Source organism: Marinactinospora endophytica (genome assembly GCF_054780875.1).
In genome coordinates this window covers 165035-179871 of record NZ_BAAGVM010000011.1, presented here as the reverse complement: position 1 = coordinate 179871, position 14837 = coordinate 165035, and the positions used below count along the sequence as shown (strand labels likewise).

Genomic DNA, 14837 nt, shown 5'->3' with positions numbered 1-14837 from the left:
CCGCGCGCACACCCGATCGGATTATTTGACCGCGCCCATGGACAGGCCGCGGACGAGCTGGCGCTGGGCGATCCAGCCGACGATGACGATCGGCAGGGACACCATGGTGGCCGCCGCCGACAGTTGGGCCCAGTACAGGCCTTCGCTGGTGATGAACCCGGTCATGAACACCGGCACCGTGGCGGCCTGCGACGCGGTCAGGTTGACGGCGAAGAAGAACTCGTTCCAGGAGAAGATCATGCAGATCAGCGCGGTCGCGGCGATACCGGGGGCCATGACCGGCAGCATGACCGACCACAGCACGCGCGGCAGCGACGCGCCCTCCATCCGGGCGGCCTCGACGATGCCGCGCGGCACCTCCAGGAAGAACGAGCGCAGCATCCACACCGCGATGGGCAGGTTCATCGCGGTGTAGAGGATCACCAGGGTCCAGATGTTGTCCAGCATCTTGATGCGACCGGCGATGACGTAGAGCGGGACGATGACCGCGACGACCGGCAGCATCTTGGTGGAGATGAAGAAGAACAGCACGTCCTTGGTCTTGCGCACCGGCGCGACCGACAGCGCGTAGGCCGCGGGCACCCCCAGCACCAGGACGAGCGTGGTGGAGAACAACGTCGCCATGAGGGAGTTGCCGAGGTAGGGGGCGAAGTCGGCGGCGAAGACCTCACGGAACCGGTCCAGGGTCGGTTCGAAGAAGATCCGGGGCGGATCGGTGTAGGCGTCGGCCTCCTGCTTGAAGGAGGTGAGCACCATCCACAGGGCCGGTGCGACGAACACCAGCGTCACGGCCCAGGTGAGCAGGGTCAGGGCGAGGCCCCCGGCCCCGCCACGGCGCCGGCGGGGCCGGGGCGCGGGGGCGGGCGGAGCCCCGGATCCCGCGCGCGCCGCCTTGGGGGACGGCAGGTGGGTGGCCGTCATGAGAGCTTCTCCTCGGTCGCCATGAAGGTGCGGAAGATCAGCCGCAGGGCGAGCGTCGCGACGATCATGGTGCCGATCACCACGATCACCCCCATCGCCGCGGACTGACCGATGTCAAATCCCAGGAACGCCCGCTGGTAGATGGTGAACGGCAGGTTGGCGCTGGCCGTGCCGGGACCGCCCTGGGTCATCATGTAGATGGTGTCGAAGGTGCCGACGACGTAGATGGAGCCGAGCAGCACCCCCAGCTCGATGTAGCGCCGCAGGTGCGGCAGGGTGACGAAGAGGAACATCTGCCGGGGTCCGGCCCCGTCGACCTGCCCCGCCTCCACGACGTCGCGTCCCTGGCTTTGGAGACCGGCCAGGACCAGCAGCATCATGAACGGCGTCCACTGCCACACCAGCGCGGTGACCACCGAGGCCACCGGGTAGCTCGACACCCAGTCGACGTCGCCCAGCCCGAACGGCGACAGCGCGAACCCGACCAGGCCGAAGACCGGGTCGAACATCGTGGTCTTCCACAGCAGGGCGGTGGCGACCGGGACGATGAGGAACGGGGTGATCAGCAGGGTGCGGGCCAGCCCGCGCCCGAAGAACTTCCGGTCCAGCAGCAGGGCCAGGCCGATCCCCAGCAGCATCGACACCAGCACGCAGGAGGCGGTGATCAGGATCGTGTTGCCCGCCGCTCCCAGGAACTGGGTGTCGGTGAGCACCGCGACGTAGTTGTCCAGGCCGCTGAACTGTCCCGATCCGGGGCGCAGCAGGTTCCAGGAGCGCAGCGAGTACCAGATGGTGACGAGGAACGGGAGCTGGGTCACCACGATCGTGAAGATCAGCGCGGGCAGCAGCGGGGCGCGGCGTGCCCAGTCCCCGGTGCGGCGCGTGCCCTCCCGGGGCACGGCTGTGGTGCTCATTGTTCCTCCCGCTGGTAGGTCTCGCCGACGGAGCGGGCGTAGTCGTCGCTCTGTTCCAGGGCTTCGTCGACGTCGATGCGTCCGGCGATGGCCGCGCTGATCTGCTGGCTGACCCGGGTGCCGAGGTCCTGGAACTCGGGGATGGCCACGAATCCGATCCCCTCGTAGGGGACGGGGTGGAGGGTGGCGTTGTCGCTGTCGGCGGTCTCGATGGCCTCACGCATGGGCTGGGCGTAGGCCTGCGCCACCTCCTGGTACCGGGGGTTCTCGAAGGTGCTGATCCGGCTGCCCGGGGGCACCCGTTCCCAGCCGAACTCCTCGCCGACGGTCTCGATGTAGTCCCGGTCGGTCACCCACTCGACGAACTCCCAGGCGCGCTCGGGGTCCTCGGTGGTGGCGGGGATCGCGAGGGACCACACGTACAGCCAGCCGCTGCGGTCGGTCTGCACGACCGGCGCCGGGGCGTAGCCGCTGAGTCCGGCCACCGTGCTGGAGGCGGGGTCCTCGATGGTGCTGACCATGGCGGTGGCGTCGTACCACATGGCCGCGCGGCCCTGGCTGTAGTGGGTCAGGCAGTCACCGTACCCGCTGTTGGCGGCACCGGGCTGGCCGTGCTCGCGGACGAGGTCGACGTAGAAGTTCACGGCCTCGCGGTACTCGGGGCTGGTGAGCCCGGAGTTCCACTCCGCGTCGAACCAGCTCCCGCCGAAGGTGTTCACCACGGTGGTGAGCGGGCTCATCACCTCGCCCCAGCCGGGCAGGCCGCGCAGGCAGATCCCGGCGACTCCGGCCTCGTCGTCGTCGAGTTCGGCGGCGAACTCGGCGATCTGGTGCCAGGTGGGGTTCTCGGGCATCTCCAGACCGGCCTCGCGGAACAGGTCCTCCCGGTAGGCGAGGAAGGAGGACTCGCCGTAGAAGGGGACGGAGTACATGTCGCCCTCGTAGGACAGCGACTCGCGGACGGTGGGGATGAAGTCGTCGGCGTCGTAGCCCTCGGTGGCGTCGATGTGCGGCTGGAGGTTGGTCAGCCAGCCGTTCTCCGCCCACTGCGCGGTCTCGTAGTTGCTGATCATCACCACGTCGAACTCGCCGCCCTCGGTGGCGACGGAGGTGGTGATCTTGGCGCGCGCCTCGTTCTCGGGCAGGGTCACGAAGTTCACCTCGATGCCGGGGTGTTCGGCCTCGAAGTGGGACTGCAGGGCGATGGCGTCCTGCATCTGCGGGTTGGCGACGATGGCGACGACGAGCGGGTCCTCGCCGCCGGCGTTGATCGCGCCGGCTCCGGCGCAACCGGAGAGGGTCAGCGCGCCCGCGGTGGCGACGGCCAGCGCGGCGGGAAGGGGACGGCGGACGGGGTCGCCGGTCGCCGGGGGGACGGCGCGCATCCTCACTCCTCCGTTCCGCCGGGCAGGACCTGGATCTTCACGCCGGCGCCGGCGCGCATCAGGCCGAGCGCCTCGGGGAAACGTTCGAGGGGCAGCGCGTGGGTGAGCAGCGGCGCGGTCTCGATCGCGCCGGAGGCGATCAGGTCCAGGGCCGCCCCGTAGCTGTGCAGCACCGCCATGGAGCCGACGATCGTGATCTCGTCGTTGTAGACGCGGAACGGCGACAGGCTGACGCGCGCGTTGTCGGGGGCGACGCCGAACACCAGGAAGCGGCCTCCCCGCCGCAACGCGCCCAGTCCCGCCTCGATCGCGGCGGGCACGCCGGTGACGTCGACGGCGGCGTCGAAGCGGACGCCGTCGAGTTCGGCGACGTCGGTGGCGATGGCCTGGGCGCCCAGCCCGTCGGCGATCTTGACGCGCTCGGGGTTGCGGTCGACGACGGTGACGCGGGCCCCGGCGCGCTGGAGGAGCTGCTGGAGCATCAGGCCCATGGTCCCGGCGCCGACCACGAGGATGTTCTCGCCCGGTTCGGCGCCGAGGCGGCGCAGGCCGTGCACGGCGCAGGACAGCGGCTCGACCAGGGCTCCCTCGCGGTAGCTCATCGTGTCGGGCATCCGGTAGCAGTTGGCGGCCGGGACGGCGACGTACTCGGCGAACGCGCCGTCGACGGTGTCGCCGGTGGCCGCCCAGTTGGCGCACAGGTTGCCGCGGCCCGCGCGACAGAACTCGCAGTGGCCGCAGAACAGCGAGGGGTCCACGGCGACCCGGTCGCCGGGGCGCAGCCCGCCGGGGGCGGCGGAGCCGACCTCGACGACCTCACCGCTGAACTCGTGGCCGGGGACGAGGGGGTAGGGGCTGGGCGGGAATTCCCCGTCGGCGATGTGCAGGTCGGTGCCGCAAATGCCGCACGCCCCCACTTTGACGACGACTTGGTGCGGGGCGGGGGTCGGATCGGGTCTCGTCCCCACCTCCACCTCGCCCGGACGGGGGATGATCGCTGCGCGCACGGTGGCTCCTCGGTTCGCTTCACTCGTAAGTCCGCTCAAAAGAGCGATGTATCGCTCTTTTGGTGCGGCCATTGAAACGTCCCGGAAACCCCGTGTCAACGTATGATTTCACCGATGAGCACACTGGCACTCACATGAGCACGAGGAACATGGACAGAGACGAGGACGTCGTCACAGAGGCGCCGGCCCCCGCGGAAGCGCAGGCCAAGGGGATCTCCGACCTGCTGCTGGCGGCCGGTGTCGCGCGCCGTTTCTACCTCGACGGGCGCTCCAAAGTGGAGATCGCCGAGGAGTTCGGGATGAGCCGGTTCAAGGTGGCGCGCGTGCTCGACTTCGCTCGGGAGAGCGGGATCGTCCGGATCGACATCCGGCTTCCCGACGGCATCGACGCCGGCCTGTCGGAGACCCTTCGCGCGGCCTATGGACTGCGCCGGGTGATCGTCGTCGACGCCGGGGACGGCGACCAGGCGCGGGTGCGCGAACGGATCGGCGTGGTCGCGGCCGACCTGCTGGCCGACACCCTCTCCGAGGGCGACGTCTTGGGCCTGACCTGGGGGCGGACGGTCAACGTCATCCTCACGTCGCTGACCCGGCTGCCACGTTGCACGACCGTGCAGCTCAACGGGGTGTACTCCCGTCGCGACCCCGGCCCCGGGACGGTCGAGACCGTGCAGCGGGCGGCGGCGCTGTCGGGCGGCCCCGCCTACCCCATCTACGCCCCGCTCATCCTGCCCGACGCGGCCACGGCCCGTGCCCTGCGCGCGGATCCGGGGGTGGCCGCGGCCTTCGACCGCTTCGGGCAGGTCACCACGGCGGTGGTGTCGATCGGCGCCTGGAGCGAGGGCCTGTCCACCGTCTATGACGCCCTGGACCCCGCGGTCCGCGACGCGATCGCCGAGCAGGGCGTGCGGGCCGAGATGTCCACCCACCTGTTCGACGCCGAGGGGCGTGAGGTGTGCACCGAGCTCGCCGACCGCGTGCTCACCGTGAGCACGCGGGAACTGCGCCATATCCCCGAGGTGATCGCGCTGGCCGGTGGAGACGGCAAGGCCGGGGCGATCGACGCGGCGCTGCGTTCGGGACTGGTCTCCACATTGGTCACCGACTCCTCCGTGGCGCGGGCCCTGGCCGGCGCGCTCTGACGTCCCCCGCCGACCGGCCGCGTGGGGGCATCCTTGGGCGGCCGGCCGAAAACGTCCTTTTCCCCTGCTTGCGGTCCGCCCGGAAAGCGCTCCCCGCGGACCACCGGGTACTCTCCATCCGGGTTCGTGGGAGCATGTCTGCGGACGCCCGTTCGAACCGAGTGCAGGCGACCCTGGGGCCGGACCGTGACACTGGTCCGGCCGTCGAGGCATCCACCGGGATGAGGACGCGAGATGGGCGAAGTGGCGGACACCGGCGTTCAGGGACCCCTTCGTGAGGGCGGCCCCGACCCTGTCGACGTGGTCGGGGAGGCCGAGCTCCGCCGGCTGCTGGCGGGACTCACCGCGGTGCGCGACGGCGATTTCGGCACGCGGCTGCCCGACGACGGCGAGGGTCTGCTCGGCGAGATCGCGGTCGTCTTCAACGGCATGGTCGACCAGCTCTCGCTGTTCACCTCGGAGGTCACCCGGGTGGCGCGCGAGGTCGGCACCGAGGGGCAACTGGGCGGTCAGGCGCGGGTCCCCGGGGTGTCGGGCACCTGGGAGGACCTCACCGACTCGGTGAACGCGATGGCCGGAAACCTCACCGGCCAGGTCCGCTCCATCGCCCAGGTCGCCACCGCCGTCGCCAACGGCGACCTGTCCCAGAAGATCGACGTCGACGCCCGGGGCGAGATCCTCGAACTCAAGACCACCATCAACACGATGGTCGACCAGCTCTCCTCCTTCGCCGGCGAGGTCACCCGCGTCGCCCGCGAAGTCGGCACCGAAGGCCGCCTCGGCGGCCAGGCTCAGGTCCCCGGCGTGGACGGGGTGTGGCGCGACCTCACCAACTCCGTCAACTTCATGGCCGGAAACCTCACCGGCCAGGTCCGCTCCATCGCCCAGGTCGCCACCGCCGTCGCCAACGGCGACCTGTCCCAGAAGATCGACGTCGACGCCCGGGGCGAGATCCTCGAACTCAAGACCACCATCAACACGATGGTCGACCAGCTCTCCTCCTTCGCCGGCGAGGTCACCCGCGTCGCCCGCGAAGTCGGCACCGAAGGCCGCCTCGGCGGCCAGGCCGACGTCAAGGGCGTCTCGGGCACCTGGAAGGACCTCACCGAGAACGTCAACATCATGGCGGGCAACCTCACCCGCCAGGTCCGCTCCATCGCCCAGGTGACCACGGCCGTGGCCAACGGCGACCTGTCGCAGAAGATCCGGGTCGAGGCGCGCGGCGAGATCCTGGAGCTCAAGGAGACCATCAACACGATGGTCGACCGGCTGTCGGCGTTCGCCGACGAGGTCACCCGGGTGGCGCGCGAGGTCGGCACCGAGGGCCGCCTCGGCGGCCAGGCGCGGGTCCCCGGGGTGTCGGGCACCTGGAAGGACCTCACCGACAACGTCAACGTCATGGCGTCCAACCTGACCGGCCAGGTCCGCTCCATCGCCCAGGTCGCCACCGCCGTCGCCAACGGCGACCTCACCCGCAAGATCGACGTCGACGCCCGGGGCGAGATCCTCGAACTCAAGACCACCATCAACACGATGGTCGACCAGCTCTCCTCCTTCGCCGGCGAGGTCACCCGCGTCGCCCGCGAAGTCGGCACCGAGGGCCGCCTCGGCGGCCAGGCCGAGGTCGAGGGGGTGTCGGGCACCTGGAAGCGGCTGACCGAGAACGTCAACGAGCTCGCCGGCAACCTCACCCGCCAGGTCCGCGCGATCGCCGAGGTCACCAGCGCGGTGGCCGAGGGGGACCTGACACGTTCCATCACGGTCGAGGCCTCGGGCGAGGTCGCCGACCTCAAGGACAACATCAACTGGATGGTCCGGTCGCTGCGCGAGACCACCCGCGCCAACCAGGAGCAGGACTGGCTCAAGTCCAACCTGGCGCGCGTCACCGGGCTGATGCAGGGCCACCGCGACCTCGCCGTCGTCGCCGACCTCGTCATGGACGAGCTGACCCCGTTGGTCTCCGCCCAGTACGGAGCGTTCTACCTGGCCGAGGAGACCCCGCGCGGCGTCGAACTGCGGCTGGTCGGCTCCTACGGCCGTCCCCGCGGCGAGGCCCCGGTGCGCTTCCGCCTCGGCGAGTCCCTGGTCGGCCAGGCCGCGCGCAGCCGCCGCACCATCGTGGTCGAGGACCTGCCGCCCGGCTACGTCGCGGTCTCCTCCGGCCTGGGCGAGGCCCCACCCAACACGCTGATCGTGCTGCCGATCGTGGTCGAGGAACAGGTGCTGGGAGCCCTGGAGCTGGCCTCGGTGCGTCCCTTCACCCAGATCCACCGTGATTTCCTCGAACAGCTCATGGAGATGGTGGGGGTCAACGTCAACAGCATCCTCGCCAACGCCCGCACCGACGAGCTGCTGGACGAGTCGCAGCGGCTGGCCGCCGAACTCCAGGCCCGTTCCGAGGAGCTTCAGATCCGCCAGGAGGAGTTGCAGCGCTCCAACGCGGAGCTGGAGGAGAAGGCCGCGCTGCTGGCCAGCCAGAACCGCGACATCGAGACCAAGAACCTGGAGATCGAGCAGGCCCGCCAGGAGCTGGAGATCCGGGCGCAGGAGCTCGCGCTGGCCTCGAAGTACAAGTCGGAGTTCCTGGCCAACATGAGCCACGAGCTGCGCACGCCCCTCAACAGCCTGCTGATCCTGGCGCAGCTGCTGGCCCAGAACCCCACCCGCAACCTCACCCCCAAGCAGGTGGAGTACGCGGGGGTCATCCACTCCGCCGGATCGGACCTGCTCCAGCTGATCAACGACATCCTCGACCTGTCCAAGGTCGAGGCCGGCAAGATGGACCTCAACCCCGAGCGGGTCTCGCTGCGCCGACTGCTCGACTACGTCGACGCGACCTTCCGCCCCCTCACCGGGCAGAAGGGACTGGAGTTTCGGATCAGCACCGACCCCGGGGTGCCCGCCGAGCTGTTCACCGACGACTCCCGGTTGCGCCAGGTCCTGCGCAACCTGCTGTCCAACGCGGTCAAGTTCACCGAGACCGGCCTGGTCGAACTGCGGATCTCGCCGGCCGAGGAGGCCGAGCTCCCCGCGGCGGTCCGCGCCCACGGACCGGCGCTGGCCTTCCGCGTCACCGACACCGGTATCGGCATCGCCGAGGACCAGCTGGAGGTGATCTTCGGCGCGTTCCAGCAGGCCGACGGCACGACCAGCCGCAAGTACGGCGGCACCGGGCTGGGTCTGTCCATCAGCCGCGAGATCGCCTACCTGCTCGGCGGTGCCGTCCACGCGACGAGCCGGGTCGGCGAGGGCAGCACCTTCACCCTGTACCTGCCCATCGCCCGCCCCGACTCCGAGGAGCAGGTCGAGGTCCTGGCCGGGACCCTCGACGTCGAGGAGGCCCGGACGGCTCCCGCCCTCACGGCTGCGGCCGACCCCCCGCAGCAGCGACGTCTGCTGGTCATCGAGGACCGCCCCCGTGGACTGCTGTCCCTGGTCGCCGAGAGCGCGGTCGCCGACCTCGCCGACGACCGCGGCCCGGCCGATCCGCGCGGCCCCGTGCAGGTCACCACCGCCGTGGGCGCCGAGGAGGCGGCGACCGCGTTGGCCACGGGCGCCTTCCACTGCGTCGTGCTGGAACTCGACATGGCCGACGGCGCCGCGCCGCGCTTCCTCAAGGCGCTGGACGGCGACCCCGCGCTGCGCGGGGTGCCGGTGCTGGCCCACCACAACCGGCGCCTGGACTCCGGCCTGGAGGAGCTGTTGCAGGAGCACGCGCAGGTCCGTCCGCTGGAGCTGCTTCCCAGCCTCGACGAGCTGCGGGAACGCATCGCCCTGCACCTGACCGCCGAGCGCCCCGACGCCGTGCTCCCCCTGGTGCGCCACGGTGGTGAGGCCGACGCCCCCGCCCCGGCCGAGGAGGCGGACGCGCCGCTGGCCGGGCGCACGGTGCTCGTGGTCGACGACGACGCCCGCAACGTCTTCGCGCTCACCGGGATCCTCGAACTGCACGGCATGCGGGTGCTGCACGCCGAGAACGGGCGGAAGGGCATCGAGACCCTGACCGCCACGCCGGGCATCGACCTGATCCTGATGGACGTGATGATGCCCGAGATGGACGGTTATGCCGCGACCGCGGCGATCCGGGCCATGCCCGAACACGCGCACCTGCCGATCATCGCGGTGACCGCCAAGGCCATGCAGGGGGATCGGGAGAAGAGCCTGGCCTCCGGAGCCGACGACTACATCACCAAGCCCGTCGACGCCCAGGAGCTGATCTCGAGCATCCGACGACGACTCGGTCTGTGAACCGCTGACCCCGTGAATCCGGGCGTGTCCCGCCCGCCCGGCCCCGCAGAGTATCGAGGAGTGGCGGACCGTGGAGTCCCCCCATCTGCCCACGAGCAACGACGCCGGTGAACTGGCCAGGACCACCTCCCCCGGCGTGGACGACACGCCGGACGTCCTACGGGACGATGAGACCCTGGCCGGCCGGCTGGCCGCCACCGTCGAACGGCTGCGCCGCCAGCTCCGCGACGCCGAGACCGCGGCCGACGCCAGGTCCCTGATCGAGCTCGCCAAGGGCATCGTGATGGAACGCCTCCAGTGCGGTCCGGCCCAGGCGGCCCGGCAGCTCAGGGAGCTGGCCACGACGGCGCAGCTGCCGCTGTTGGAGCTGGCCGCCGACATCGTCAACCAGACGGCGGGCGACCCCCTCGCCTTCGCCATCTCCGGTGATGCTCCTCCGCCTCCCCGGGGATCCTCCTCCCCGTCGCCGGCCGTCCGGCTGCGCACCGCGGAATCGGGCATCCTCGCCGCCGGTGAGACCCAGGCCGCGGCCGCGTCCCTGCTCGACCACGCGCTGGCGCCGCTCGGCGCGAGCGCGCTGGCCGTCTGGGCGTGCGCCCCCGACGGGTCGCTGACCCTGGCCGGGCACGCCGGGTTCACCTCGGCCGAGGCCGTCCGCTGGCGCTACGTCCCGCCGGGGGTGGGCACCCTCGCCCAACGGGTGCTGCGGCTGCGCCGCCCCTTGTGGGACCCCTCCTCGGTGGAGTCCTCGGCACCCTCCATCGGGGGGCGCGACCTGACCGGCGATCGCGTCGTGCTGCCCGCCGAGACCAACGGGCGGCTGCTGGGGGTGCTGGAGATCTGCTGGCCCGGCCCCTTGGAGCCGTTGCCCCCCGCGGTGCAACGCCAGCTGGAGGCGCTGGCCGAGCTGTGCGCGCGCACCCTGGACGACAACGCCGGCGAGACCGTCGGGACCGGCGAGATCGAACCCGTCTCCCCGCTCACCGACCTGGCCGACAGCCTGCTGGACCCCGCGCTCGTCCTGCACCCGTGGCGGGACGGGGAGGGGCGGGTGACCGACTTCCTCATCGCCTACACCAACGAGCACTTCGCGGACCTGGCCGGCCGTCCCCGAGCCGACGTCACCGGCCGCCTGCTCCTGGAGGTCTACCCCCTGGCCGCGCTGGAGGGGGGCCTGTTCGACAAGGTCGAGCACGTCCACGCCACCGGAGAGCCCTTCCACAGCGAGCGCATGATCTTGTCCTCGCTCGTCGACCAGGTCCCCATCTCCTCGGTGGCCGCGGTCGGCATCGGCCGCTACGGCGACGCCGTCCTCCTGACGTGGCGGGTCCAGGACGAGGCCGCCCGGCTGGCGGCGCTGTTGCAACACGCGCAGCGGCTGGGCCGCATCGGCGGTTTCGAGGAGAACACCGCGACCGGCGAGATCACCTGGAACAGCCAGCTGTTCGCCCTGTACGGGCTGCCGCCCACCGCGGCGCCGATCCCGTTGGAGCAGTTGCGGTCCCACTCCCACCCCGACGACGCGGTGGCCATCGGACGCTTCCTGCGCACCGTCCTGCACCATCGGCGCCCGGCCTCCACCGCGTTCCGGCTCCAACGTCCCGACGGGGTGGTGCGCCACATCCGCGTCGTCGCCGAGCCGGTCACCGACGCGGGAGGCCACCTGGTCGCCGTGCGCGGCGCCTACCAGGACGTCTCGGCCCAGCACTGGACCGAGGTGGCGTTGGCCGCCACCCGCGACCGGCTGGCCGACACCGAACAGCGCGCGGCCGAGCGCAACCGGCTGGCGTTGCAGCTCCAGCAGGCCATCATGCCGCCCGCGCCGCCGCCGATGGACGTGTCGGGCCTGCGGGTCGCGGTCCGCTACCGCCCCGCCGAGAAGGAGCACCTGGTCGGCGGCGACTGGTACGACGCCGTCGCCCTGCCCACCGGGCAGGTGCTGCTGGCCGTGGGGGACGTGGCCGGACACGGCATCGAGGCGGCCACCGGCATGGTCGTGCTGCGCAACGCCCTGCGCGGTCTCGCCGCGACCGGGGCCGGGCCGGCCCAGCTGCTGGGCTGGCTCAACACCGTCGCCTTCCACCTGACCGAGCAGGTGACCGCGACCGCGGTGTGCGGGGTCTACGATCCCCCGACCGGTGTACTGCGCTGGTCACGTGCCGGGCACCTGCCGCCGGTGCTGCTCCGGGAGGAGTCGGCCGAACCCCTGCCGCTGCCCGGCGGCATCCTGCTGGGCGCGGTCCCGGACGCCTCCTACGACGAGGAGGAGCTGGAACTGCGCCCCGGCGACACCCTGTTGATGTACACCGACGGCCTGATCGAGCGGCGGGACCGCTCCCTGCAGCACTCCCTGGACCGGTTGCTCACGCTGGCCCGCAGACCGGTGGAGGGAGGGCTGGAGGAGCAGCTCGACCACCTGCTCACCCACGGCAACGCCGACACCGACGACGACACGTGCCTGATCGGTGTGCGGCTGAACTGAAATCCGCCGGAAAAGCCCGAAAACCGACTGTCCTCCCGGGATCCCGGCCGCGTCCCAGAACGTCGAAGATCACGTCCACGGGACAACAGAACAGATAAGTAGGTCTCAAGGGATGTTCGGGATTTTGCGCCCATGTCGGCATGCCCTGCCGGACGGACTGGCCGACGAATGGACGGGACACCTGTGCGGCATGTGCCTCGCCCTACGCGACGACCACGGCCAGGCCGCGCGGGTGGCCACCAACTACGACGGCCTGGTGATCTCGGTGCTGGTGGCGGCTCAAACGCCGGGCGGCACCCCGACACGCACCGCGGGACCCTGCCCGCTGCGCGGGATGCGACGGGCCGAGGTCGCCCGCGGCGAGGGGGCCAGGCTCGCGGCGGCGGTGTCGCTCGTCCTGGCCTCGGCCAAGGTCGACGACCACGTGCTCGACGCCGACGGGCTCTACGGGCGGCGCGCGGTGCGCGGCGCAGCGCGGCGGCTGGCCGGCCACTGGGCGCGCGCCGCCCGGCGCAGCGGCGGCGAACTCGGGTTCGACGGGGGCGCCCTCCTGACCGTCGTGGAGCGCCAGCGCGAGGCCGAGGAGGCGGCCGGCCCCGGTGGTGACGTGCTGTCGGTGACCGCCCCCACCGAGGAGGCCACCGGCCAGGCCTTCGCCCACACGGCCGTGCTGGCCGGCCGGCCGCACAACGCCGACCCCCTGCGCGAGGCCGGCCGGCTGTTCGGACGCATCGCCCACCTGCTCGACGCGGTCGAGGACCGCGAACGCGACGACGCGACCGGAGCCTGGAACCCCATCTCCGCGACGCAGACGCCGATCGACGAGATCCGCCGGCTGTGCGACGACGCGGTGCTGGGGGTGCGCCTGGCGCTGGCCGAGACGGCGTTCGACGACGACCGCCTCGTCCGGGCGCTGCTGGAGGACGAGCTGGCCAAGGCGGTGCGGCGCACCTTCGGGCACGCCGGCCACTCCTACGGGGGCCCGCACCACCCCCACGGGCATCCCGGACACCCCACGCCCCCTCCCGGCCGCCCGCACGGCGACGGATACCACGGACACGGCGGGTCGCACGGCCCCACGGACGCCGGCCGCGGCGGATGGCGGCCCGCGCAGGGGCGCGGGTCGTGGTGCGACCGCTGCTGCGAGGGGTGCACCTGCGAAACCCCGAAGCTGCACTCGCCGCCCAAGCAGCGGGGACCGATCACCGGGTGCGCGATCTTCACGTGGATGTGCTGCACCTGCCAGTTCTGCTGCCGCGACCCCCATCCGGGACCGTGGTCGGGCAAAGCGCGGGACAGCTGGTGCAACGCCTGCGAGTGCTGCCAGTGCTGCGAGGTCTGCCGCTGCTGCGAGTGCTGCGACTGCGGGTTGTGAACGCGGTGGGGCGGGGAGGCGACCCCGCCCCACCGGTGCTCGACGAGGGAGGTCCGTCGTCGGACCGGCGACGCGCGTGGGCGGAGCGGCACGCCCTCGACCTGCGGACGCCGCCCGGGGGTGGTGCGGGGTGGGCGAACGGCGGAGGCCATCAGGGTCGACGGTGGGCGATGGCGCGACGGAGGGACGGGAGGCGTCCCGGAGACGGCCCGGGGCGCCCACGTGGTTCCGCTCGGAGGGTCCGTGGCGGGGCCGGTCCCGCCACCGTGCCCGCTCGGTCCTCGCCCCCAGGCGCCGTCCCACCGGTTCACCGCGTCCCCGGCCGTCTCCGCGGTCCCGGCCTGCGGCGGCGCTCGCCGCCGGCCCGTCCGGCCGGTGCCGGCGTGCTCCATGGACCGCCTCGGCACGGGAACGGCGCGCCCGCGCGTGGCCGACCGCGCTTCTCGCCGGCGGCGCGGACTCCCCGCTGAGGCCGGTCGAGGATCGGAGTCGCCGGAAAGGGCGGCGCCCGCCCCACGTGGACCGGGCGGGACGAGGCCGGGCGGGGCGGAGGCCACCGCGTGCCCACGCCCCCGCTCGGACCCCCGCGTCCGGCGAGGCCGGGCACGGGGAGCGACATGGGAAGGCTTCGGCACCACGACGTCTCCGGGGTCAGCGGCCGAGGTCGGTCTCCAGACGGGTGCACAACCACGCCCGTGACATCCAGTCCACGCGAAGCGCGAGTGCGCGATGCCGGCCGCCGCACACCACGACCGCGCTCACCTCGGTGATCCCGGGCGCCGGACAGCGGAGGTGGGCCCGTCCCAGCCGGGGCCGGACCGGGGTCGCATACCCTCCCGCCCTGCGCCGCAGCGCCTGGTAGGCCCGGCCGGTCATGCGGTCGCGCAGATGGACCGGATCACGGTGGCCGGCGAGGACCTCGGCGACGCACAACGCGAACTGGGACAGTTCCCTGGCCCGGCGCTCCCGTCCGGGTTCGGCGCCGCCACCCGGGCACGCGGCGGCGCGGACGGCGGGACGGGACTGGGGCTGACGGTGCGCGTGGGGGACGGGGGTGAACATCCGTCGTCTCCTCTTCATGGAGGGGCGGCGGCGTTCCGGCCCTGGGACACCGGAACGCTCCGCCGGGGACGGCGGTCCGGACGGGCCGCCATGGTTTCAGAGGGACGACGGTGCTTCCCGTGCCAGGTGGAATACCGGCTTTACCGCGGAACCGGGGGATCGGCGATCCCCGGAAAGGACGTGCGCGTTTTCCCGCGGACGGCCCGCCGTCGCTTTTCGATCCGATGACGGGAGCGTTTCCAGGGCCGTTGACATTGATTTCCGCGCTGTCTACATTTCTCGGCAAGCGCTTTCCGCAATG

General features: G+C 72.0%; 9 protein-coding genes. 4 read left to right on the top strand and 5 right to left on the bottom strand.

All coding sequences use genetic code 11. The annotated features are described in order from the left end of the window. Window positions 1-21: 21 nt before the first annotated feature. From ACYVHU_RS20175 to ACYVHU_RS20160, 4 genes are read right to left on the bottom strand one after another with little or no spacing between them, the layout of a single operon-like run. The gene (locus ACYVHU_RS20175; RefSeq protein ID WP_078759507.1) at window positions 22-921 is read right to left on the bottom strand and encodes a carbohydrate ABC transporter permease; all 900 of its coding nucleotides are present in this window, start codon (window positions 919-921) and stop codon (window positions 22-24) included. Beyond that, a complete protein-coding gene (locus ACYVHU_RS20170; protein WP_078759508.1) occupies window positions 918-1835 on the bottom strand; it encodes a carbohydrate ABC transporter permease in 918 nt (305 codons plus the stop codon). The genes ACYVHU_RS20175 and ACYVHU_RS20170 overlap by 4 nt, the downstream gene beginning before the upstream one ends. Further along, window positions 1832-3220, bottom strand: a complete 1389-nt coding sequence (locus tag ACYVHU_RS20165) for an ABC transporter substrate-binding protein (protein WP_078759509.1) — start codon at window positions 3218-3220, stop codon at window positions 1832-1834. Before ACYVHU_RS20165 ends, ACYVHU_RS20170 begins: the two co-directional genes overlap by 4 nt. Window positions 3221-3222: 2 nt before the next feature. Beyond that, on the bottom strand, window positions 3223-4227 hold the full coding sequence (locus ACYVHU_RS20160) for a zinc-dependent alcohol dehydrogenase family protein (RefSeq protein WP_078759510.1): 1005 nt from the start codon (window positions 4225-4227) through the stop codon (window positions 3223-3225). Window positions 4228-4448: 221 nt separating this feature from the next. Between ACYVHU_RS20160 and ACYVHU_RS20155 the strand changes: the two genes are divergently transcribed. The 4 genes from ACYVHU_RS20155 to ACYVHU_RS20140 all read left to right on the top strand — a co-directional run bounded on the left by ACYVHU_RS20155 (window position 4449) and on the right by ACYVHU_RS20140 (window position 13474). Beyond that, on the top strand, window positions 4449-5369 hold the full coding sequence (locus ACYVHU_RS20155; RefSeq protein ID WP_078759991.1) for a sugar-binding transcriptional regulator: 921 nt from the start codon (window positions 4449-4451) through the stop codon (window positions 5367-5369). A 234-nt stretch (window positions 5370-5603) separates the two neighbouring features. Continuing rightward, window positions 5604-9617, top strand: a complete 4014-nt coding sequence (locus ACYVHU_RS20150; protein ID WP_498949254.1) for a HAMP domain-containing protein — start codon at window positions 5604-5606, stop codon at window positions 9615-9617. A gap of 70 nt (window positions 9618-9687) precedes the next feature. Continuing rightward, entirely contained in the window at window positions 9688-12099 is a 2412-nt protein-coding gene (locus ACYVHU_RS20145) for a SpoIIE family protein phosphatase (protein WP_498949253.1), read from the top strand. A 112-nt stretch (window positions 12100-12211) separates the two neighbouring features. Then, entirely contained in the window at window positions 12212-13474 is a 1263-nt protein-coding gene (locus ACYVHU_RS20140) for a DUF5685 family protein (protein ID WP_078759511.1), read from the top strand. Between the two features lie 651 nt (window positions 13475-14125). Here ACYVHU_RS20140 and ACYVHU_RS20135 read toward each other — a convergent pair. Beyond that, on the bottom strand, window positions 14126-14536 hold the full coding sequence (locus tag ACYVHU_RS20135; RefSeq protein ID WP_078759512.1) for an Rv3235 family protein: 411 nt from the start codon (window positions 14534-14536) through the stop codon (window positions 14126-14128). Between the last annotated feature and the right edge of the window lie 301 nt (window positions 14537-14837).